This is a genomic window from Geodermatophilus amargosae, from assembly GCF_041028265.1.
In the GTDB taxonomy this organism is placed as follows: domain Bacteria; phylum Actinomycetota; class Actinomycetes; order Mycobacteriales; family Geodermatophilaceae; genus Geodermatophilus; species Geodermatophilus amargosae_A.
On record NZ_JABGCW010000008.1, the window covers coordinates 1 to 21,277 of the forward strand.

General features: G+C 74.7%; 18 protein-coding genes. 13 read left to right on the top strand and 5 right to left on the bottom strand.

Annotation, left to right across the window (positions count from 1 at the left end):
- The 5 genes from HLV61_RS10630 to HLV61_RS10650 all read left to right on the top strand — a co-directional run.
- Positions 1-1,385 (top strand): DUF2252 domain-containing protein (locus HLV61_RS10630; protein WP_369255113.1); only part of this gene is annotated, 1,385 nt, incomplete at its 5' end.
- Between the two features lie 196 nt (positions 1,386-1,581).
- Complete coding sequence (gene glpX / locus HLV61_RS10635) at positions 1,582-2,571, top strand: class II fructose-bisphosphatase (protein WP_369255115.1); 990 nt, start codon at positions 1,582-1,584, stop codon at positions 2,569-2,571.
- Positions 2,572-2,629: 58 nt separating this feature from the next.
- Positions 2,630-4,342 (top strand): glycerol-3-phosphate dehydrogenase/oxidase, encoded by a 1,713-nt coding sequence (locus HLV61_RS10640; RefSeq protein ID WP_369255117.1) that lies wholly within the window; start codon positions 2,630-2,632, stop codon positions 4,340-4,342.
- Positions 4,343-4,367: 25 nt separating this feature from the next.
- Positions 4,368-5,087 carry a Crp/Fnr family transcriptional regulator gene (locus HLV61_RS10645; RefSeq protein ID WP_369255119.1) on the top strand — a complete coding sequence of 240 codons (720 nt, stop codon included), beginning with the start codon at positions 4,368-4,370 and terminating at the stop codon, positions 5,085-5,087.
- Positions 5,088-5,103: 16 nt separating this feature from the next.
- A complete protein-coding gene (locus HLV61_RS10650; RefSeq protein ID WP_369255121.1) occupies positions 5,104-6,495 on the top strand; it encodes an FAD-binding oxidoreductase in 1,392 nt (463 codons plus the stop codon).
- 13 nt (positions 6,496-6,508) lie between these two features.
- Here HLV61_RS10650 and HLV61_RS10655 read toward each other — a convergent pair whose 3' ends face one another.
- A complete protein-coding gene (locus HLV61_RS10655) occupies positions 6,509-7,075 on the bottom strand; it encodes a dihydrofolate reductase family protein (RefSeq protein WP_369255123.1) in 567 nt (188 codons plus the stop codon).
- 33 nt (positions 7,076-7,108) lie between these two features.
- Positions 7,109-7,525, bottom strand: a complete 417-nt coding sequence (locus HLV61_RS10660; RefSeq protein WP_369255125.1) for a VOC family protein — start codon at positions 7,523-7,525, stop codon at positions 7,109-7,111.
- 260 nt (positions 7,526-7,785) lie between these two features.
- Between HLV61_RS10660 and HLV61_RS10665 the strand changes: the two genes are divergently transcribed.
- The 3 genes from HLV61_RS10665 (at position 7,786) to ggt (ending at position 11,569) form a co-directional block, all read left to right on the top strand.
- The gene (locus tag HLV61_RS10665; protein WP_369255127.1) at positions 7,786-8,775 is read left to right on the top strand and encodes an ATP-binding cassette domain-containing protein; all 990 of its coding nucleotides are present in this window, start codon (positions 7,786-7,788) and stop codon (positions 8,773-8,775) included.
- Positions 8,772-9,608: an ABC transporter permease gene (locus tag HLV61_RS10670; RefSeq protein WP_369255129.1), complete on the top strand. Its 837-nt coding sequence runs from the start codon at positions 8,772-8,774 to the stop codon at positions 9,606-9,608. The genes HLV61_RS10665 and HLV61_RS10670 overlap by 4 nt, the downstream gene beginning before the upstream one ends.
- Positions 9,609-9,718: 110 nt before the next feature.
- Positions 9,719-11,569, top strand: coding sequence for a gamma-glutamyltransferase (gene ggt / locus HLV61_RS10675; RefSeq protein ID WP_369255131.1), 1,851 nt, complete (start codon positions 9,719-9,721; stop codon positions 11,567-11,569).
- A gap of 29 nt (positions 11,570-11,598) precedes the next feature.
- On the opposite strand, the gene HLV61_RS10680 is transcribed toward ggt, so the two are convergent.
- The 3 genes from HLV61_RS10680 to HLV61_RS10690 form a co-directional block, all read right to left on the bottom strand.
- A complete protein-coding gene (locus tag HLV61_RS10680) occupies positions 11,599-11,784 on the bottom strand; it encodes a hypothetical protein (protein WP_369255133.1) in 186 nt (61 codons plus the stop codon).
- Entirely contained in the window at positions 11,781-13,067 is a 1,287-nt protein-coding gene (locus tag HLV61_RS10685; protein WP_369255135.1) for a glycerophosphodiester phosphodiesterase, read from the bottom strand. The genes HLV61_RS10680 and HLV61_RS10685 overlap by 4 nt, the downstream gene beginning before the upstream one ends.
- A gap of 207 nt (positions 13,068-13,274) precedes the next feature.
- Positions 13,275-13,808, bottom strand: coding sequence for a single-stranded DNA-binding protein (locus HLV61_RS10690; protein ID WP_369255137.1), 534 nt, complete (start codon positions 13,806-13,808; stop codon positions 13,275-13,277).
- A 187-nt stretch (positions 13,809-13,995) separates the two neighbouring features.
- On the opposite strand from HLV61_RS10690, the gene recD2 reads away from it, so the two are divergent.
- The 5 genes from recD2 (at position 13,996) to HLV61_RS10715 (ending at position 21,257) form a co-directional block, all read left to right on the top strand.
- Positions 13,996-16,233: an SF1B family DNA helicase RecD2 gene (gene recD2 / locus HLV61_RS10695; RefSeq protein WP_369255139.1), complete on the top strand. Its 2,238-nt coding sequence runs from the start codon at positions 13,996-13,998 to the stop codon at positions 16,231-16,233.
- 131 nt (positions 16,234-16,364) lie between these two features.
- Positions 16,365-17,855 carry an AAA family ATPase gene (locus tag HLV61_RS10700; protein WP_369255141.1) on the top strand — a complete coding sequence of 497 codons (1,491 nt, stop codon included), beginning with the start codon at positions 16,365-16,367 and terminating at the stop codon, positions 17,853-17,855.
- A gap of 9 nt (positions 17,856-17,864) precedes the next feature.
- The gene (locus tag HLV61_RS10705; protein WP_440284561.1) at positions 17,865-18,983 is read left to right on the top strand and encodes a PD-(D/E)XK nuclease family protein; all 1,119 of its coding nucleotides are present in this window, start codon (positions 17,865-17,867) and stop codon (positions 18,981-18,983) included.
- Complete coding sequence (locus HLV61_RS10710; RefSeq protein ID WP_369255145.1) at positions 18,980-19,246, top strand: hypothetical protein; 267 nt, start codon at positions 18,980-18,982, stop codon at positions 19,244-19,246. The genes HLV61_RS10705 and HLV61_RS10710 overlap by 4 nt, the downstream gene beginning before the upstream one ends.
- 58 nt (positions 19,247-19,304) lie before the next feature.
- The gene (locus tag HLV61_RS10715; RefSeq protein WP_369255147.1) at positions 19,305-21,257 is read left to right on the top strand and encodes an acyl-CoA dehydrogenase family protein; all 1,953 of its coding nucleotides are present in this window, start codon (positions 19,305-19,307) and stop codon (positions 21,255-21,257) included.
- Positions 21,258-21,277 lie beyond the last annotated feature (20 nt).

Below are 21,277 nucleotides of genomic sequence, written 5' to 3' on the forward strand. Positions count from 1 at the left end.
AGACGGCGGACGGGGCGGCCTACGGCTCGCTGCGGCGCCGCTCCACGCCCCGCGCGGAGCGGTACGCCCTCGGGCGGCGGCTGCGCGCCCGGGTGCCCCGGTCCGAGCTGGGGCGGTGGGCTCCTCCCGCCGACCGGCAGGACGTGGTCGACCAGATCCGGGCGTCCCACGTCGGGCGGGTGGACCGGCTGATACCGGTCCGGGTCGCCCGGATGACCGCCTCTCCGTACGGCTTCCTGCGCGGGACGGCCGTGGTGATGGCGGCGGACCTGGCCGGGCTGCCGGCCACCGGGATCCGGCCGGTCATCTGCGGCGACGCGCACCTGGGCAACTTCGGCTTCTACGCCTCTCCCGAGCGCGACCTGGTCATCGACCTCAACGACTTCGACGAGGCGCACCCCGGCGGCTGGGAGTGGGACCTCCGCCGGCTGGCCGCGAGCATCTGGGTGGCCGGGCGGCAGAACTCGGCCACCGAGGAGCAGTGCAGCCGCGCGGTCGCGTCCATGGCGCACCGGTACCGGGAGCACCTGCGCCGGCTGTCCGGCGAGCCGCTCCTGGCGCGGTCGTTCGACCGGTTCGACGTCAGCCGGCTCCGCGCGACGGCGACGGACCGGTCGCTGCGCAAGGAGATCGAGCGGGCCGCGCGCCGGGCACGCAGGCGGGTGAGCGACCGGGCGCTGCCCCGGTTCACCGAGGAGCACGCGGAGGGACGGCGCATCGTCGAGGAGCCGCCGCTGATCACCCGGCTCGACCAGGTCGAGCGGGAGCAGGTGGCCGACGGTCTCGACGCCTACGTGGGCACGCTGCCCCCGCACTGGCGGCGGGTGATCAGCGGGTACACCCTCGTGGACGTCGCCCACAAGGTGGTCGGTGTGGGCAGCGTCGGACTGCGCGCCCTCGTCGTGCTGTGCGAGGGCAGCGGCGCCGACGACGTCGTGTTCCTGCAACTCAAACAGGCACGCCGGTCGGTCCTGGCGCCGTACGTCCACGGGGACTCCGCCTGGCACGCCCACCAGGGCCAGCGGGTCGTGGAGTACCAGCAGGCGCTGCAGACGGTCAGCGACCCGCTGCTGGGCTGGACCACCATCGCCGGCCGCCAGTACTACGTCCGCCAGTTCCGCAACATGAAGGGCACCATCGCGGTCGACGCGCTGGACGCCGATGCGCTCGGCGACTACGCGGGCGTCTGCGGGCGCCTCCTGGCCAAGGGGCACGCCCGGACGAGCGGCGCCTCGATGATCGACGGGTACGTGGGTTCCTCCGGGAAGCTCGACGGGGCGCTGTGCCGCTTCGCCCGGGCCTACGCCGACCAGACGGAGCGCGACCACGCGACCCTCGTGCGTGCGGTCGCCCGTGGTGCGCTCCCCACCGAGCCGGGGGCCTGACGGGCGGTCGCCGGCGGCGGCCGGGTGTCCTTGTGGTCCCGGTTGCACCTGGTTACGGTCCAGGCGGGTCGTCCCCCACGGGCGGACGACGGGAACGAAGCGCTCCGGACTCCCGAGCAGAGGTGCTGGCCATGTCCGCCGTACCCCGCACGCCTCCCGTTCCGGACGGGCTCCCCGGCATCCGGGAGGCGGGCGCGTGAGCGGGCGGGGCATGCCGCTGGACCCGGACCGCAACCTCGCCCTGGAGCTGGTCCGCGCCACCGAGGCGGCGGCCATCTCGTCGGCCCGGTTCGTCGGCCGGGGGGACAAGAACCAGGTGGACGCCGCGGCCGTCGACGCGATGCGGCCGGTGCTGGGCACCGTCGGCATGGCCGGGGTCGTCGTCATCGGCGAGGGCGAGAAGGACGAGGCGCCGATGCTCTTCAACGGGGAGCGGGTCGGCGACGGCTCGGGCCCCGAGGTCGACATCGCCGTCGACCCGGTGGACGGCACCACCGCCGCCGCCAAGGGGCTGCCCGACGCGGTGGCGGTCGTCGGCCTGTCCGAGCGGGGCACGATGTTCGACCCGGGGCCCTGCGTCTACATGCACAAGCTGGTCGTCCCGGGCGCCGCCGCCGGCGCCGTCGACCCCGACGCGCCCATCGCCGACGTCCTCGCGGCGGTGGCCCGCGCGCTGGGCAAGCGACAGGAGGACCTCACGGTCGCCGTCCTCGACCGGCCCCGGCACGAGGACCTCGTCGCCGACATCCGCCGCGCCGGAGCGGCGGTCAGGTCGCTGCTCGACGGCGACGTCGCCGGTGCCATCGCCGTGGGGCAGCCGGACTCCGGCGTCGACCTGCTGGTGGGCGTGGGCGGCACGCCCGAGGGCGTGATCGCCGCCTGCGCGCTGCGGTGCAGCGACGGGGAGATCTTCGGCCGGCTGCGGCCCCGCGACGACGCCGAACGGGCCGCCGCGCTCGACTTCGGGCACGACCTCGACCGCGTCCTCACCACCACGGACCTCGTGTCGGGCGACGACGTGTTCTTCGGCGCCACGGGCGTCACCACCGGCGCGCTGCTGCGCGGCGTCCGCTTCCAGCAGGACGCGGTGGTCACGCAGTCGCTGTCCATGCGCTCGAGGTCGGGAGCGATCCGCGTCATCGAGACCCGGCACGACCGGGGCCGCTCCAACCTCATCCGCCACTGACCAGGCGCCACTGACCGGGCGCCGAGACGTCCGGCGTCACCCGAGCAGAGGAGCGACCGTGCCCATCTCCGAACGGCTCAGTCCCCGCAACCGCGCCGCCGCCCTCGAGCGGCTGGCGGCCGAGGAACTCGACGTCCTGGTCATCGGCGGCGGGGTCGTCGGGTCCGGCGCCGCGCTGGACGCGGTCACCCGCGGCCTCAAGGTCGGGCTGGTGGAGGCGCGGGACTACGCCGCCGGCACCTCGAGCCGGTCCAGCAAGCTCTTCCACGGCGGCCTGCGCTACCTCGAGCAGTTCGACTTCCACCTGGTCTTCGAGGCGCTGCGGGAACGCCGCCTGGTGCTCGACACGCTGTGCCCGCACCTGGCCCGGCCGGTCCCGTTCATCTACCCGCTGGAGAAGCGCATCGACCGGGCCTACGTCGGCCTGGGCATCGGCGTCTACGACGTGATGGGGGCCGGGCGCGGGGTGCCCGGGCACCTCCGGCACCTGGGCCGCCGGAAGACGGCGGAGTCCTTCCCGTCGGGCAAGCGGTCGGCGATCCGGGGCGCGATCCGCTTCTACGAGGGCCAGGTCGACGACGCCCGCCACACCATGATGCTGGCCAGGACCGCGGCCGCGTACGGCGCGCTGTGCGTGAACAGCACGCGGGTCACCGAGTTCCTCCGGGAGGGCGACCGCATCGCCGGGGTCCGGGTCCGTGACCTGGAGAACGGCGGCGAGTTCGCCATCCGCGCGCAGCAGGTGGTCAACGCCGCCGGGGTCTGGACCGACGAGATCCAGGAGATGGTCGGCGGGAGGGGGCAGTTCCAGGTCCGCGCGTCCAAGGGCGTGCACCTGGTGGTCCCGCGGAACCGGATCAACAGCGCCACCGGCGTCATCACCCGCACCGAGAAGAGCCTGCTGTTCATCATCCCGTGGGGCAGCCACTGGATCGTCGGGACCACCGACACCGAGTGGCACCTCGACCTGGCCCACCCGGCCGCGAGCAGGGACGACATCGACTACCTGCTCGCCCACGCGAACAGCCTGCTGCAGGACCCCCTCACCCGGGAGGACGTCGTCGGCGTCTACGCCGGGCTGCGGCCGCTGCTGTCGGGGGAGTCCGAGGCGACCAGCAAGCTCTCCCGCGAGCACGCCGTCGCCAGTCCCGTGCGCGGCCTGACCGTGATCGCCGGCGGCAAGTACACGACCTACCGGGTGATGGCCAAGGACGCCGTCGACTCCGCCGTGCACGGCCTGGAGCGCACGGTGCCGCCGTCGATCACCGAGCGGATCCCGCTGCTGGGCGCCGAGGGCTACGTCGCCGCGCACAACGCGCGCCGGCTCACCGCCGAGCGCACCGGCCTCCCGCTGTCGACGGTGGAGCACCTGCTGGGCCGGTACGGGACGCTCACCGGGGAGCTCCTCGACCTGATGGCCGAGCAGCCCGCGCTGCGCGAACCGCTGGCGGGCGCACCCGAGTACCTGCGCGCCGAGGCGTACTACGCCGTCAGCCACGAGGGGGCCCTGCACCTGGACGACGTCCTGACCCGCCGCACCCGCATCTCCATCGAGGTGCCCGACCGGGGCGTCGCCGCGGCCGCCGAGGTCGCGGAGATCGTCGCGCCCCTGCTCGACTGGGACGCCGCGCACGTCGAGCGGGAGGTGACGCACTACCGGCTGCGGGTCGAGGCCGAGCGGGAGTCGCAGCAGCAGCTGGACGACCGCACCGCCGACGCCGCGCGACTGGGCGCGCCCGACGTGCGGGTGGGCACGACGAGCATGGCCTGAGCGCCCGCGGCTCCCGGTGTCCGGTGTGGACGACGGCGTCGCGGCCGCTCTCGCCGCCTCGAACCTCGCCCGGCTGCCGCGTCCCGCCCTCCAGCGGCTGCTCGCCGGGGCGCGTCTCGTGCGGGTGCCGGCCGGCTCGGTGACCCACCGGGAGGGCGAGACGGCCGAGTACCTGGAGCTGGCCGTCGACGGCCTCGTGCGGGTGTTCGTCACCGCGCCGGACGGCCGCGGCATGACCGTGCGCTACGCCCGGCGCGGTGCGCTCCTCGGGCTCGTCTCGCTGTACGCCGACGGCACCGGGATGCCGGCGGGCACGCAGGCCGTCGTCGACACGACCGTGCTGCGCCTCTCCCCGGAGGTGGTGCGGCGCGCGGCCGCCGAGGACGCCGACGTGGCCGACGCGCTGCTGCACGAGCTGGCCGACCGCGTGCGCAGCTTCGTCCACGAGATCACCGACAGCGCGTTCACCAGCGTGCGGCACCGCGTGGCCCGCCACCTGCTGGACCTGGCGTCGCAGGAGTCGCGGGCAGGCGCCGGCGCGACGCCGGTCCTCACCGTCCCGGTCAGCCAGGGAGAGCTCGCCGAGGCCGTGGGCAGCGTGCGTGAGGTGGTCGTCCGCGCGCTGCGAGACCTGCGGGAGGCGGGCGTGGTCAGCACGCACCGCGACCACATCGAGATCCTCGACCCGGTCCGGCTCAGCGCGGAGCTCGGTGGAACCTGGGTCCCTGACCGACCGCGCCGCTGACCCGAGACTCCCCGGCATGACCAGAACACTGGGTCCGGGTACGGCCGTGGCGGCGCTCCGCGCCTCCTTCGAGGGGCAGGTCCTCGCCCCGGGCGACGACGGGTACGAGGAGCACCGCCGGGTCTGGAACGGGTCCATCGACCGGCACCCGGCCCTCATCGCCCGGTGCACCGGCGTCGACGACGTCCGCACCGCCGTCCGGTTCGGACGGGACTCCGGGCTGACCGTCGCCGTCCGGGGCGGTGGCCACAGCTTCCCCGGCCTGTCGACGGTCGACGGCGGCCTGGTCGTCGACCTGCGGCCGATGGCCGGCGTGCGCGTCGACCCGGACGCCCGCGTCGCCGGCGTCCAGGCCGGGGCCCTGCTGGGCGAGGTGGACCAGGCGACCCAGGAGCACGGGCTCGTCGTGCCGTCCGGGATCGTGTCGCACACCGGGGTGGCCGGGCTGACCCTCGGCGGCGGCATCGGCTGGGTCATGCGCCGGTACGGGCTCACCGTGGACTCGCTGGAGTCCGCCGACCTGGTGACCGCCGACGGCGAGGTCGTCCGGGCGAGCGAGGACGAGGACGCCGAGCTGTTCTGGGGGCTGCGCGGCGGAGGCGGGAACTTCGGCGTGGTCACCGACTTCCGGTTCCGCCTGCACCCCCTGGGGCCGACGGTGATGGCCGGCGCGACCTTCTGGTCCATGGACGACGCGGAGCAGGTGCTGCGCCGCTACCGGGACTGGATCGACGGGTGCCCGGACGAGCTGATGACGATCGTCGTGCAGCGCTTGGCGCCCGCGCTGCCCGTCGTCCCCGCAGAGCTGGTCGGCCGGCCGGTCATCGCGGTCGCGGCGTGCTACGCCGGCGACGTCGACGAGGGGGAGGCGGTGCTGCGGCCGATGCGCTCCTCCGGGTCACCGGTCCTCGACCTGTTCGCACCCAAGCCGTTCCTGGCGCACCAGCAGATGTTCGACCCGTCGTTCCGGCACGGCTGCTCCTACTACGTCCGCTCCTGCGACGTCGCCGAGCTGACCGACGAGGTGATCGGGGTCGTCGCGGAGCACGGCCGGCGGATCACCTCGCCGATGAGCAGCATCGCGCTGTGGCAGATGGGCGGGGCGGTGGCCCGGGTCGCCGACGACGCCACCGCGTTCAGCGGCCGGTCCGCCGGGTTCACCTTCAACATCAACGGCAACACGCCGACCGCGGAGGGGTTCGAGGAGCAGCGGCAGTGGGCCCGCGACTACTGGACGGCGCTGACGCCCTGGCACACCGGCGTCTACGTCAACTTCCTCATGGAGGAGGGCGGGGCGCGCGTCCGTCAGGCGTACGGCGACGCGAAGTACCGGCGCCTCGCCGCGCTCAAGCGCGAGTACGACCCGGCCAACCTCTTCCGGCTGAACCAGAACGTCCTCCCGGGTTGAGCGGCGCGGCCGCTCAGCGCCGCACCCGGTAGCGCAGGTGGATCGCGCCGCGGCCGTCGAGCCGCCGGACGAGTTCCCGCTCGACCCGGTCGGTGGGTGCCCCGGACAGGCGGCGGCCGCCGCCCAGCAGGACCGGGACCAGGTGGATCTCCGTCTCGTCGAGCTCGCCGGCCCGCAGCAGCGCGTGCGCCGCGCCCGCGCCGTGCACCATGACGGCACGGTCGCCCGCCGCGGCCCGCGCCCGGGCCGCGCAGTCGGCCACGTCGGTGCAGAACCCCGCGGCGCCCGGGGGCACGTCGCCGTCGTCGACGGCGTGGGTCGGCACGAGGACCGGGACCCCGTCGTGGTGGTCGCCGTTCCAGCGCCCGGCGAGCTCGAAGGTGCGCCGTCCGCTGATCACGGCCCCGGTGGCCAGGGCCTCGCCGTACATCTGCCCGTCGACCCCGGGGGAGGTCCGGTCGTCGAGCCAGTCGAACAGCCGCCCGCCGCCGACTGCGAGCTCCTGCCCGGGCCGGTCGTCGGGTCCGGCGACGTAGCCGTCCAGGGACATGGACGCGTAGGGCCGGATCGGTGCGGTCATCGCAGGTGCGCCTCTCTCCGTGGCAGGTGGGGCTCAGCCGGCGAAGTCGGCTGAGGTCATGCCGGCGGGGTGACCGGCCGGCCACTGGACCAGCTCGATCCGGATGCCGTCGGGGTCGGTGACCCACGCCGTGAGGAAGCCGGGCGAGCCGTCCGGGGACGTCGGCGACTCGACGTCGACGCCCGCCGCGGTGAGCCCGGTGACGGTCGTGCGCATCGAGTCCACGGCGACCACGAGGTGGCTGAGGGTCGTACCCGGCCGGACCCCGGGTCCCGCGGGACCGGAGACCAGCTCGATGCTCACGAACTCGTCACCGGGCAGCTCCAGCATCGTCAGGTGCCCCAGGCCGGTCCCGGGGACCTCGCCCACGACCTCGTAGCCGAGGGCCGTGTAGAAGGCGAGCGACCGCTCGAGATCGGTCACGCGCAGTCCCACGTGCAGCGTCCTCATCGCTCCTCCTCCTGTGCCGGCCGGGAGCTCCCTCCCCACGGGTCCTGACCGCCCGGGCGCGCGGGAGTCATCGGGAGCGCCACCGGGCCGCCCGGCGGACCGCTTGACCTCGAGTGCGCTTGAAGGTCCAGCGTGGGTGGGGACGGGCACGACCCGCTGGCGGGCCGCCCGGGAAGTCGCCGGCCTCCGATGAGTCCGCGGCGGACGGCCCGTCAGACCTGCAGCGAGATCTCCCCGATGCGCTCGACGTGAGGAAGCCCATGACCACACAGACACCGCTCGCCATCGAGGCGAGCGGGCTCGGGAAGTCCTTCGGCACGACGCGGGCCGTCGACGGGGTCGACCTCGCCGTCCCGGCGGGCACCGTCTACGGGGTCCTGGGCCCCAACGGTGCGGGGAAGACCACCACGATCCGCATGCTCGCCACGCTGATCGCCCCGGACGCGGGGAGCGCCCGGGTCCTGGGGCACGACGTCGTCACCGAGGCCGACGCGGTCCGCGAGCTGGTCAGCCTGACCGGCCAGCTCGCCTCCGTCGACGAGGAGCTGACCGGCCGGGAGAACCTCGTGCTGCTCGGCCGGCTCCTCGGCTACTCCCGGGCCGCCGCGCGGAACCGTGCCGACGAGCTGCTCGACGCCTTCGACATCGCCGAGGCCGCGGGCAGGCTGGTCAAGCACTACTCGGGCGGCATGCGCCGCCGGCTCGACATCGCGGCGAGCATCGTCGTCACCCCGCGGCTGATGTTCCTCGACGAGCCGACGACCGGGCTGGACCCCCGCTCGCGCAACCAGGTCTGGGAGATCGTCCGCGCGCTGGTCGAGGAGGGGACGACGATCCTGCTCTGCACCCAGTACCTCGAGGAGGCCGACCAGCTCGCCGAGGGCATCGCGGTGATCGACCGGGGCCGGGTCATCGCCGAGGGCACCCCCGGGAACCTCAAGGCGTCGGTCGGCACCGGCTCCCTCCAGGTCCGGCTGCTCGACCCCGGACGGCGCGCCGAGGCCGCCGAGCTGCTCGAGCGCGCGGTGGGCCCGGTCGTGCTGGAGCCGGACCCGGCCGCCCTGTCGGCCGTCGGCGCGGACGCCGAGCGGGCGGCCATCGCCGTCGCCGGGCTCGCGCACGCGGGCGTCCCGCTGGCGCACTTCTCGCTGCAGCAACCGAGCCTCGACGAGGTCTTCCTCGCCCTCACCGGCCACCCCGCCGACGAGACGTCCCCGACCTCCGACACCCAGCAGGAGCACGCGTCATGACCGCCACGACCAGGACGACCGGCTCCGCCGACACCGCGGCGGTGCGCCGGGCGATCTCCTCCACGCCGCGGCCGCCCCGTCCCGGCCGGCTCTCGGCCGCGCTGACCTTCGGCTGGCGGGGCATGCTCAAGGTCAAGCACGTGCCCGAGCAGCTGCTCGACGTCACCGTCACGCCGGTGATGTTCCTGCTGCTGTTCACCTACCTGTTCGGTGGCGCCATCGCCGGGTCCACCAGCGCCTACCTCGACTACACGCTGCCGGGGCTGCTGGTCATGTCGGTCCTGTTCACGACCGTCTACTCCGGGATCTCGCTGAACACCGACCTCACCAAGGGGGTCGTCGACCGCTTCCGCTCCCTGCCCATCTGGCGGCCGGCGCCGCTGCTCGGCTCGCTGCTCGGCGACAGCGTCCGCTACGTCATCGCCGGCACGGTGATCATCGTCGTCGGCGTGGCGCTGGGGTTCCGGCCCGAGGGCGGGTTCCCGGGGACGATCGCGGCTCTGGGGCTGGTCGTCGCGTTCTCGTTCGGCCTGTCGTGGGTGTTCTCGGTCCTCGGCCTGCTGATGCGCTCCCCGAACGCGGTGATGAACGCCGGGTTCATGGCGATCTTCCCGCTGACCTTCCTGTCCAACGTCTTCGTCGACCCCACCACGCTGCCGGGGCCGCTGGAGGCCTTCGTCGACGTCAACCCGATCTCCGTCCTGGCCACCGCGTCGCGCTCGCTCATGGCCGGGCAGCCCGACGGCGTGGCGATCGTCGTCTCCCTCGCGGTGGCGGCGGCGCTGGCCGGAGTCTTCCTCCCGCTGACGACGAGGCTGTACCGCAGCCGCTGAGCCGGGGCCCCACCGGCGCGCGGCGGGGGACCGGCGTCCTGCGGTGGCGCGGCGGGTCTCCCGGGTGTGCGATCGGGGCCTCGCAGGTCCACCACGCCCGGGGAGGCGGCATGGCCCGTCGACGCACCACACTGCTCGCGCTCACCGGGCTCGCGGCCGGCCTGGTCGTGGCCGGCGGCCCCGCTGCCGCCGCGACGGAGGAGCCGGTGCCGGAGAAGGTGCCACTGGCGGTGGGCACCGGGGGCGCCGTCTCCAGCGTCGACCCGGACGCGACGCGCGTCGGCCTCGAGGTGCTGGCCGCCGGCGGGAACGCCGCCGACGCCGCCGTGGCCACGGCCGCGGCCCTGGGGGTCACCGAGCCGTACTCCGCCGGCGTCGGCGGCGGCGGCTTCTTCGTCTACTACGACGCCGCGACCGGCGAGGTGTCCACGATCGACGGCCGGGAGACCGCGCCGCTCGCCATGGGCGTCGACGCCTTCCTGGCCGAGGACGGCACGCCCCTGCCCTTCCAGGAGGCGGTGCAGAGCGGGCTGTCCGTGGGCACGCCGGGGACGCCGCTGACCTGGGCCCGGGCGCTCGAGCGGTTCGGCACGCTGCCGATGTCCGAGGTGCTGCAGGGCGGGATCGCGCTGGCCGACGCGGGCTTCGTCGTGGACGAGACGTTCCGGCAGCAGACCGCGGACAACGAGGCCAGGTTCCGCCGGTTCCCGGCGACCGCCGAGCTGTTCCTCCCCGGCGGGCAGCTGCCGGAGGTCGGCACCGTCCTGCGCAACCCCGACCTGGCCGGCACCTACCGGCTGCTGGCCTCCGAGGGCGTCGACCCCTTCTACACCGGCGAGGTCGCCGAGGACGTCGTCGCGACGGTGCAGGACCCGCCCGAGGCGCCCGGTGCGGGTGAGGTCCGGCCGGGGCTGCTGGAGGCGGTCGACCTGGCCCTCTACGACGCCCCGTCGCGCGAGCCGACCCGGATCGACTACCGGGGGCTGGAGGTCTACGGCATGGCGCCGCCGTCCAGCGGCGGGTCCACCGTCGGCGAGGCGCTGAACGTCCTCGAGCGGTTCCCGCTGGGCGAGCTGCCCGAGGTGCCCGCGCTGCACACCTACCTGGAGGCCTCCGCACTCGCCTTCGCCGACCGCAACCGCTACGTGGGCGACCCGGCCCACACCCCGGTGCCGCTGGAGGACCTGCTGTCCGACGGGTTCGCCGCCGAGCGGGCCTGCGCCGTCGACCCCGCCCGGGCGGCGGCCGAGCCGGTGCCGGCGGGGGACCCGGACGGCGAGTACGGGCCCTGTCCCGCGGAGGGCGCCGCGACGCCGGCGGGCGGCGCCGAGGGACCGTCCACCACGCACCTGACGGTCGCCGACGTGGAGGGCAACGTCGTCGGCTACACGCTGACGATCGAGCAGACCGGCGGCAGCGGGATCACCGTCCCGGGCCGCGGCTTCCTCCTCAACAACGAGCTCACCGACTTCACCTTCGCGCCCGCCGACCCGACGGTGCCGGAGCCGAACCTGCCCGCGCCGGGCAAGCGCCCGCGCAGCAGCATGGCGCCGACCATCGTGCTGGCCGACGGCGCGCCGGTGCTGGCGCTCGGCTCCCCGGGCGGTGCCACGATCATCACGACCGTGCTGCAGACGCTGGTGAACCGCGTCGACCGCGGCCTGGACCTCGGCGAGGCGATCGCCGCGCCGCGTGCCAGCCAGCGGAACTCCGCGACGGCCGACGCCGAGCCCGCCTTCCTCGCGCTGTACGGGGAGCAGCTGGGGGCGCTGGGCCACGTGTTCACGGAGACGGCGGAGATCGGCGCGGCCACCGGGATCGAGTTCCTGCCCGGCGGGCTGCTCCTCGCCGCCGCCGAGCCCGAACGGCGCGGCGGCGGCAGCGCCGGGGTCGTCAGCCCGCTCCCCGACGGTGCGGCGGGTGTCCCGGACCTCGCCCCGGACCTGGGGGACCAGGGGTAGACGGGCGCCGACCCCGACGTCCGGGTGGTTCAGGCGGTGCCGCCGGCGCCGGCGTCGGCGTCGGCGTCGGCGACGGCCTCGTCGCGGGTGGGGAACGGCCCCGCCCTGCGGCCGTCGGCGCGGCGGGTCCAGCCGTAGCCGTCCGGGGTCTCCTCGACGAGATAGCCGTCGGGGTCGGCGGGGCCGTGCCCGGGGCGTTCGCGGGGATCGGTCACGTGACCACCAGGTTCCTGAAACGGACCCCGGCGAACGCGCTGCCGAGGTGGACGACGGGCACGGGGCGGGAGGTCGTGTCCGCGATGGTCACGGCCGTTCCGCCGTTCCCCGCGCGGGCGGCCAGGCCCGCGCGGCTGACGGTGATGCGGAGCGGGACGTAGCTGCCCGTCCGCAGCGCCGCACCCCCGGTCGAGGCCGCCAACGCGGTGCTGACACCACCGGTGACCCGGTGGACCTCCAGGTCACCGTCGGCCCGCAGGAGGACGCGGTAGCCGTCGGTGCCGGGGGACGCACCGGACACCGGGACGTACGGGTGGTCGTCGGTGGTCAGCAGGACCGATCCGGAGCACGTCGGGTCGTCGGCGCGGGCCTCGTCCATGCGGAGGTCGAGGTCCAGCGTGAACGCGGCCGGATCCGGGGGTGCCAGGAAGCCCATGAGCGTGGAGGTGACGGAGTCGGGGCCGCCGGAGCCCCAGGTGGCGTCGTCGGGGTGGAACCGTCCGCGGTCGGTGTCCGGCAGCATCCCCGGCAGCCAGACCTGACGGGCGAACAGGTCCGAGGTACGACGCCCGGCCTCCCCCGCGACGTAGACGGGGTCGTCGGAGAAGATCGCGTCCACGCCGTCGGCGACCAGGGCGTCCCGCTGGTGCCGGCGGTTGACGGTGTGGCAGGCCACCTCGATCCCGGCCGCGTGCGCCCGGGTGCAGACCGCCGAGGTGACCTGGCCGGCCTCCAGGCCGATCCAGCCGATGCCCTCCGCGGCGGCCCGGGCGACGTCGGCGCTCCCGAGCCAGATGACGGCCCACCCCCGCGAGCGCGCCAGCCGGCAGTCGGCGAGCGAGTAGGACTGCAGCAGCACCGACTCCGGACGGAGGCCGCGTCGGTCGAGCGCGTCGAGCATCGGGGTCATCGCGTCGTTGCTCTTGGCCTCGGCGCACAGCAGGACGCGGTTGCCGAACTCGGTGAGCACCTCGTCGAACAGCGGCGGGCGGAGCCCGTCGGGCCAGCCGCCGCCGAGGGTGACCGAGGCGTCGATGTCCAACTGCTTCCAGGACACCGAGGTGTGGTCGGCGACGTTGCCGCTGGACGTGGTCATGCGGTCCACGGTGCCGTCGTGCATGACGCCGAGGCCGCCGTCGGCGAGTCTGGACACGTCCTGCTCGATGACGACCAGGCCCTGGCCCACCGCGACCCGGTAGCCCTCCATCGTGTGCTCGGGCACCTGCAGGGCCCCACCGCGGTGGGCGATGACGAATGGCCGGCGTAGGTCGGCGAAGTCCACGCGGAACCCTAAGGCGCCGGCCGCGTCGTCGGGGTCCTCGCGGACCGGCGGAGCGCGACCTGTGGTCCGGCCTCGTCGAGCCGGACGCCTGGGGTGCCGGCGGCACCCGCCCTGCTCGCCGTCTCCGGTCGCGCAGCCGCCGGGCACGGGCGCCGGCGCCGGCGCCCGTGCCCGTGCCCGGCGGAGTGGTGGTGTGTCCGGCGGAGGTCAGAAGGGCGGCTCCTCGCCGTCACCGCCGGCCGGAGCCGCCCACGGATCGGCAGAGCCGCCCCGTGTGGCCCCGACGCGACCGTTGCCGGTCTCCGTCCCGCCGGAGCCGCCACCGGAGCCCCCGCCGGAGCCGCCGCCGAAGCCCCCGCCGGAGCCGTCCCCGGAGCGGGAGGCCCGGGTGACCGTCGCCGTCGCGTAGCGGAGGGACGGGCCGATCTCGTCGACCTCGAGCTCGATGACGGTGCGGTTCTCGCCCTCCTTGGTCTCGTAGGAGCGCTGCTTCAGGCGGCCCTGGGCCATCACCCGCGAGCCGCGGGTCAGGGACTCGGCGACGTTCTCCGCCGCCTGCCGCCACACGCTGCAGCGCAGGAAGAGCGCCTCGCCGTCCTTCCACTCCTGGGTCTGGCGGTCCAGGGTTCGCGGCGTGGACGCGATGGTGAAGTTGGCGACCGCGGCGCCCGAGGGCGTCCAGCGGAGCTCGGGGTCGCTGGTCAGGTTGCCAATGACGGTGATGACTGTGTCGCCGGCCATGATCCGGTCCTCCGTGTCGTCGGTGCATCGCTCAGGTGAGCACCCGGAGGCTAGGGAGACCCCCTGACAGTCCTGTGTCCGCGGTCACCGCCTCCTCGCGGCCGGGGCCCCGGCCGCGGACCGGGAACTGTCCCTGGCGGCTGGAACCCTCGGTCGTCGGAGGACGCGTGAGCGAGGGGGACGGCAGGTGGGGGAGGCGCGGGCCGGGTCGGTCCTGGAGGCGACGCTGGAGCGGATCACGTTCGCCGACCCCGAGAGCGGCTACACCGTGGCGCGGGTCGACACCGGGCGCGGCGGTGACCTGGTCACGGTGGTCGGCTCGCTGCTGGGCGTGCAGCCGGGCGAGACCCTGCGGCTGCGGGGCCGGTGGGCGGCGCACCCCCAGTACGGCCGCCAGTTCCTGGTCGAGGACCACACCACCGTGCTGCCGGCCACGGTGCAGGGCATCCGCCGCTACCTCGGGTCGGGGCTGGTCAAGGGGATCGGCCCGCGGCTGGCCGAGCGGATCGTCGACCACTTCGGTACCGACGCCCTGCGGGTGATCGAGGAGGAGCCGCAGCGGCTGGCCGAGGTCCCGAACCTGGGCCCGAAGCGGACCCGGCTGATCACCGCGGCCTGGGAGGAGCAGCGGGCGATCAAGGAGGTCATGGTCTTCCTGCAGGGCGTGGGCGTGTCCACCTCGCTGGCCGTGCGGATCTTCAAGCAGTACGGCGGCGCCTCGATCGGCGTGGTCCGGGCCGAGCCCTACCGCCTGGCCGCGGAGGTGTGGGGGATCGGGTTCCGGACCGCCGACACGATCGCGGCCGCGGTGGGCATCCCGCACGACAGCACCCAGCGGGTCGAGGCGGGCGTGCAGTTCGTGCTCTCCGAGGCGACCGGGCAGGGACACTGCTTCCTGCCCGCGGCCGAGCTGGTCGCCCGGGCCGTCGAGATCCTGCAGGTCCCCGCCGACCTGGTGGGGCACTGCCTGGCCCTGCTGGTGGCCGACCGGAACGTCATCCGCGAGGAGTTCCCCCGCGCCGAGGGGCAGCCTCCGACGGTCGCCTACTACCTCGTCCCCTTCCACCGCGCGGAGGTCTCCCTCGCCGCGGGGCTCCGGAGGCTCGCGACCGCCGACGACGACCGGATGCCGGCCTTCGCCGCCGTCGACTGGGACGCGGCGCTGACCTGGCTGCACCGGCGGACCGGCGTGGACCTGGCGCCGGGTCAGCAGGAGGCCGTCCGCCTGGCGCTGACCGAGCGGGTCGCCGTGCTCACCGGTGGCCCCGGCTGCGGCAAGAGCTTCACGGTCCGCTCGATCGTCACCCTCGCGGCTGCCGCGGGGGCGCGGATCGTGCTCGCGGCGCCGACCGGGCGGGCGGCCCGGCGGCTCACCGAGCTGACCGGGACCGAGGCGGTCACGGTGCACCGGCTGCTGGAGCTGCGCCCCGGCGGGGACGCCGGCTTCGACCGGGACCGGCCCCTGCAGGCCGACCTGGTCGTCGTCGACGAGTCCTCGATGCTGGACCTGCTGCTGGCCAACAAGCTGGTGCGGGCCGTCCCGCCGGGCGCGCACCTGCTCCTGGTCGGCGACGTCGACCAGCTGCCCTCCGTCGGTGCCGGTGAGGTGCTGCGCGACCTGCTCGCCGAGGGCACCCCGGTCCCGCACGTGCGCCTGACGCAGGTCTTCCGGCAGGCCGGCCGGTCGGGGGTGGTGACCAACGCCCACCGCATCAACGCGGGGACCGTCCCCGAGGTCCGCGGACTCGACGACTTCTTCCTGTTCGCCACCGACGACGCCGAGGAGGCCGCCCGGCTCACCGTGGACGTCGTGGCGCGCCGGATCCCGGCCCGGTTCGGCCTCGACCCGCGCCGGGACGTCCAGGTGCTGACCCCGGTGCACCGCGGCCCGGCCGGCGCCGCCGCGGTGAACGAGCTGCTGCAGGAGGCGCTCACCCCGGCCCGGCCCGACCGGCCCGAGAAGCGCTTCGGCGGACGGGTGTTCCGTGTCGGGGACAAGGTCAGCCAGATCCGCAACGACTACGACAAGGGCCGCAACGGGGTCTTCAACGGGACCCAGGGCGTCGTCACCGCGATCGATCCCGTCGAGCAGACCGTCACCGTCCGCACCGACGAGGACGAGTCGATCGACTACGACTTCGGCGAGCTCGACGAGCTGGTGCACGCCTACGCGGTCACCGTCCACCGCTCCCAGGGCAGCGAGTACCCCTGCGTGGTCGTCCCGCTGACCACCAGCGCCTGGACGATGCTGCAGCGCAACCTGCTCTACACCGCGGTCACCCGCGCCAAGCAGCTCGTGGTGCTCGTCGGATCGCCCCGCGCCCTCGCCCAGGCGGTGCGCGCCGCCGGCTCCGGACGCCGGCACACCGCCCTCGCCGCGCGCCTCCGCGGCAGGACGTCCGCTCCCGACGCCGAGGCCGCCTGACCGGACGGCCGTGTCCGGACTTCCACCACCGGACGGTGCCGGAAACGCCTGTCAAGGCGACACGCCGTTTTGTCGGTACCCGTTCGTAGTGTCCGGGTCGACATCTTCCCCGTGTCACAAGGAGTCCCCCCATGACCGTCCCCGGTCTCAAGACCCGCAAGCCCACCGGCCGCGTCCCGTGGCCGTGCATCCTCCTCGAGGGCGAGGAGAAGTCGGGAAAGAGCTGGTCACTGGCCCAGCTCAGCAGCAGCGACAAGATCGGCGCGCTCTACTGGATCGACCTCAACGAGGGCGCCGGCGACGAGTACGGCGCGATCCCCGGCGCCCGCTACCAGATCATCGAGCACGACGGCTCCTACGCGGCGGTGCTGGCCGCGGTCCAGGCGGTCAAGACCGAGGCGCGCCGTGCCGCCGACGCCGGTCAGCCGCCGGTGGTCCTGGCCATCGACACCGGCTCGGCGATCTGGGACGGCCTGAAGGACTGGGCCAGTGACCGCGCCGCGAAGTCGGCCCGCAACCGCGAGATCCTCAAGCGGGACCCCAACGCCGAGGTGACCATCAGCCAGAACCTGTGGAACGACGCCGGCTCCCGCTGGCGCAAGCTGCAGACCGAGCTGCTGACCTTCCCCGGCATCGTGGTGGTGACCGCGCGCGGCAAGGAGGTCACCGAGGTCGACGCCAACGGCCGTCCGATCGAGGGGCAGAAGACCTGGTCGGTGCAGACCCACCGGGAGTTCCCGTACGCGGCGTCGGTGTGGATGCGGCTGCGCCGCGGCCGCCGGCCGCTGATCGTCGGTGCGCGCAGCGTGCACGTCGGCATCAAGCCCAACAGCGACCCCGCCCGGGAGGTCACCGACCCTGCCGCCACCGGCCGGCTGCTGGAGTGGCTGGTGTTCGACGCGCTCAAGTGCGACCCGGGCACCGCGCACGTGCGCGACCTCGTGTCCTTCCACGGCGGCGGGCTGCTCGAGCACGAGCGCACCCAGGAGGCCTCCGCGGCCCAGCAGGCCGGCGACGCCGGTCCCCGGGCCGGCGGACGGCAGGAGCCCGACGTCGCCGACCTGGTCGAGCGGATCGGCGACGCCCGCGGCGACGACGAGCTGCGCGAGGTGTGGACCGACGGCAACCGCTCCGGGCTCCTGCAGGCCGAGGTGTCGACCCCCGGCGGGCCGTACACGCTCGCCGAGCTGATCCGGGCCCGGCACGAGCAGCTCCTCGAGGCGTCGATGAAGGCGCACCCCGCCGGGCGGCGCCGGGTCGCGGCCGGCGATCCCACCGCTCCGCAGACGCCCGCCGCGGTGGTGCAGGCCGCCCAGGCGGCCGCTGCGGCCGCGCAGGCCGCCGTCGCGGCTCCCCGTCCGGAGGCCGGCCGGGAGGCGGCGCCGGCGAACCCGCTGCTGGAGCCCTCGTCCACCCCGGACGACCCGAAGGACCGCAGGCTCACCGCGGCCCGCCGGGGCGTGCTCGCCAGCCTCGAGGCGCTGGGCGTGACCGAGGAGCAGATCGGCGCCCGCTTCGGCCGCCCCGTCGAGCACGTGGCGACCAAGCGGCTGACCGCCCTGGTGCGCGAGGTGATCGCGGAGCAGCGGAACGGGTCCGACGGTCGCGCGGACGTCGCCTGAGCCGTGCCGATGGAGCGGGGCCGGACATCCGGCCCCGCTCCGCCGCCCGATCGAGGAGACGCGATGACCGCCGTCCTGCCCGCCCGTCCCAGCGCCGCCGAGCGGCGTGCCGCCCCCAGCCTGGCCGCGGCGGTCCGTGACCTGGACTCCCGCCGGGCACGGTCCCGCCAGCGGATGATCGGCGCCTCCGAGCTCGGCGAGTGCCGCCGCCGCGCGGCCTACCGGATCGCCCGGCGCCGGCCGACGAACACCCGGACGGGCCTGCAGGCCTTCCTGGGCACCGAGCTGCACCGCGGCGTGCTGCGGGCGCTGCGCCGCCAGTACGGCGGGCTGACCGAGGTCGGGCTCCGCGGCGAGCAGGTCAAGGGCCGCTGCGACTGGTTCCACGCCCCGGTCGTGGAGGACCTCAAGACGACGTCGCGGTTCGGCTTCGAGCGGGTCCTCACCCGCGGCGTCCCGGTCCGGCACTGGTTCCAGGTGGCCGTCTACGCCTGGCTGCTGCGGACCGGGCAGACCGCCGACCGCCGACTGCCGGCCGGGACCGGCCAGGACGTGGACGGACTGCGCATCCGCTACCTGTCCCGCGACTCCGGCGAGGACGTGGTCTTCGAGGCCGACTCCGACCCGGCGCTGACCGCCGAGGCGCTCATGTGGCTCACCGACGTCTACGACGCCGTCGAGGACGACGGCGTCGACGCCGTCCCCCGCGACGGGTTCGGCCCCGGCGTGGACACCATGTGCGACTGGTGCCCGTTCCTCGACCTGTGCTGGGGCCCGCCCGTGGACCCGGAGACGGAGGGCGAGGTCTCCCGCCAGTCCCGCCTGACGGTCACCGACGAGGACTTCGTGGCCGCCGTCCGCGACTACGACGCCGCGCGGGCGGTGGAGAACGAGGCCAGGCGCTCCAAGGAGTACGCCCGGGAGCGGCTGCGCGGGCGCTCCGGGCCGGCCGGCGAGCTGCACTGCGAGTGGTCCGGTGGCGGCCTGCGCACGCAGGTCGACAAGGACGCCGCGGTCGAGCGGCTGGCCGAGCTCGGAGAGGTCGTGCCCACCCGGCGGACCCGCAGCCCCCGGACGATCCGGGTGACCCGCAACGGCGTCCGGACGGGATCCGAGGAGGCCGGATGACCACCGTCGCCACGTCCCGGCTGCCGGCCGGGGAGCCGGTCCTCACCACCGACGTCGTCGGCACCGACTTCGGTCTGCCCCTGGTCCGGCCGAGCAGGACCAGGCAGGGGAGCCGGATCCGGGTCGTGCGCTCGCGCTGCCGGGCGCACGGAGGAGTCGTCGTCTGGTTCACCGACGGCACCAAGACGCCGCCCATCCACGGGCGCACGGCCTGGATCGTCGCCGATCCGGAGGCGCACGCCGCTCCGCGGGAGTCCCCGTGATCCGGTCCGGGACGCCGAGGGCCGTTGTCCGCCGGGGCGATGAGCGCGATGGTGGTCCATGGCGTCGAACCCGTCGTACGAGCAGTCGAAGCAGGTCGCCGAGGCCAGCCGTGAGACCGAGTGGACCAAGCCGTCGTTCGGCAAGGAGCTCTTCCTCGGCAACTTCCGCCTGGACCTGATCCACCCCCAGCCGGAGCCCGATCCGGCCGCGGTCGAGAAGGGCGAGGCGTTCCTCGCGCGCCTGCGCGCCTTCCTCGTGGAGCACGTCGACCGGCAGCGGATCGAGCGCGAGGCGAAGATCCCGGCGGAGGTCCTCGAGGGCCTCGCGGGCCTGGGCGCCCTCGGCATGAAGATCCCCGAGGAGTACGGGGGACTCGGCCTGAACCAGGTCTACTACAACAGGGCGCTGGCCCTGGCCGGCACGTGGCACTCGTCGATCTCGACGCTGCTGTCCGCCCACCAGTCGATCGGCCTGCCCGAGCCGCTGCACCTCTTCGGCTCCGAGGAGCAGAAGCGCACGTGGCTGCCCCGGCTCGCCACGGACTGCGTGTCGGCGTTCCTGCTCACCGAGCCGGACGTCGGCTCCGACCCCGCGCGCATGAGCACGACCGCGACGCCGACCGAGGACGGCACGGGCTACCGGATCACCGGCACCAAGCTGTGGGGCACCAACGGCGTGATCGCCGACGTCGTGGTGGTCATGGCCGTCGTCCCCGCGTCCGAGGGCCACCGCGGCGGCATCACCGCCTTCATCTGCCCGTGCGACCGCGAGGGCGTCACGGTCGAGCACCGCAACGAGTTCATGGGCCTGCGGGGCATCGAGAACTCGGTGACCCGCTTCGACGGCGTCTTCGTCGCCAACGACGAGGTCATCGGCGGCGAGGGCAAGGGCCTGCGGATCGCGCTCACCACGCTCAACACCGGCCGCCTGTCGCTGCCGGCGATCTGCGTGTCCACGGCCAAGTACTCGCTGAGGATCGCGCGCCAGTGGTCGGCCGAGCGCCGGCAGTGGGGCCGGCCCATCGGCGAGCACGACCCGATCGCGCAGAAGCTCGCGTGGTTGGCCGGCACCGCGTTCGGCCTGGAGGCGGTGCTCGAGGTGTCCAGCCGGCTGGCCGACGACGAGCGCAACGACATCCGCATCGAGGCCGCGCTCGCCAAGCTCTACGCCTCCGAGCTCGGCTGGACCGCCGTCGACCAGATGGTCCAGGTCCGCGGCGGCCGCGCGTTCGAGACCGCCGAGTCACTCGCCCGGCGCGGGGAGAAGCCCGTGCCGGCCGAGCAGATGCTGCGTGACATGCGCATCAACCGGATCTTCGAGGGCTCCACGGAGATCATGCACCTGCTCATCGCCCGGGAGGCCGTCGACCAGCACCTCGCCGTCGCGGGAGACGTCGTCCTCGGCGACCTCGGGCCGGCCGCCCGGGCGAGGGCCGCGGCGAAGGCCGGCGCGTTCTACGCCACCTGGTTCCCCCGGCTGACGACGGGCGCCGGGCAGCGCCGGAGCTCCTTCTCCGCCGAGTTCGGCGACCTGGCCCGGCACCTGCGCTACGTCGAGCGCTCCGCGCGCAGGCTCGCGCGCTCCACCTTCTACGCGATGGGCCGCTACCAGGCCCGCCTCGAGCGGAAGGGCGAGCTGCTGGGCCGGATCGTCGACATCGGCGCCGAGCTCTACGCGATGTCCTGCGCGTGCGTGTACGCGGACACCCTCGCCCGCGAGCACCCCGACCGCAGGCAGGAGGCCGTCGAGCTGGCCGACCTGTTCTGCGGCCAGGCCCGCCGTCGCGCCGACCGGCTGTTCACGGAGCTGTGGGCCAACGACGACGAGACGCGGTACCGGGTCGCGCAGCAGGTGCTCTCCGGCCGCTACGCGTGGTTCGAGGACGACGTGCTGGACCCAGCGGGCGACGGCCCCATGATGCCGGCGGCCGCCCAGCCGGCCGCCCAGCGGTCCGAGGCCCCGCAGGTTCCGCAGGCCGCGCCCAGGGAGGAGGTCCCGGTCGCCCGGTAGGGCGCGGCACGGGAGGACCG

Excerpts from the sequence above, each read along its gene's own strand:
- HLV61_RS10650 (WP_369255121.1), top strand. The coding sequence starts at position 5,104 with ATGACCAGAACACTGGGTCCGGGTACGGCCGTGGCGGCGCTCCGCGCC.
- HLV61_RS10655 (WP_369255123.1), bottom strand. The coding sequence starts at position 7,075 with ATGACCGCACCGATCCGGCCCTACGCGTCCATGTCCCTGGACGGCTAC.
- HLV61_RS10660 (WP_369255125.1), bottom strand. The coding sequence starts at position 7,525 with ATGAGGACGCTGCACGTGGGACTGCGCGTGACCGATCTCGAGCGGTCG.
- HLV61_RS10665 (WP_369255127.1), top strand. The coding sequence starts at position 7,786 with ATGACCACACAGACACCGCTCGCCATCGAGGCGAGCGGGCTCGGGAAG.
- HLV61_RS10670 (WP_369255129.1), top strand. The coding sequence starts at position 8,772 with ATGACCGCCACGACCAGGACGACCGGCTCCGCCGACACCGCGGCGGTG.
- ggt (WP_369255131.1), top strand. The coding sequence starts at position 9,719 with ATGGCCCGTCGACGCACCACACTGCTCGCGCTCACCGGGCTCGCGGCC.
- HLV61_RS10690 (WP_369255137.1), bottom strand. The coding sequence starts at position 13,808 with ATGGCCGGCGACACAGTCATCACCGTCATTGGCAACCTGACCAGCGAC.
- HLV61_RS10700 (WP_369255141.1), top strand. The coding sequence starts at position 16,365 with ATGACCGTCCCCGGTCTCAAGACCCGCAAGCCCACCGGCCGCGTCCCG.
- HLV61_RS10705 (WP_440284561.1), top strand. The coding sequence starts at position 17,865 with ATGGAGCGGGGCCGGACATCCGGCCCCGCTCCGCCGCCCGATCGAGGA.
- HLV61_RS10710 (WP_369255145.1), top strand. The coding sequence starts at position 18,980 with ATGACCACCGTCGCCACGTCCCGGCTGCCGGCCGGGGAGCCGGTCCTC.
- HLV61_RS10715 (WP_369255147.1), top strand. The coding sequence starts at position 19,305 with ATGGCGTCGAACCCGTCGTACGAGCAGTCGAAGCAGGTCGCCGAGGCC.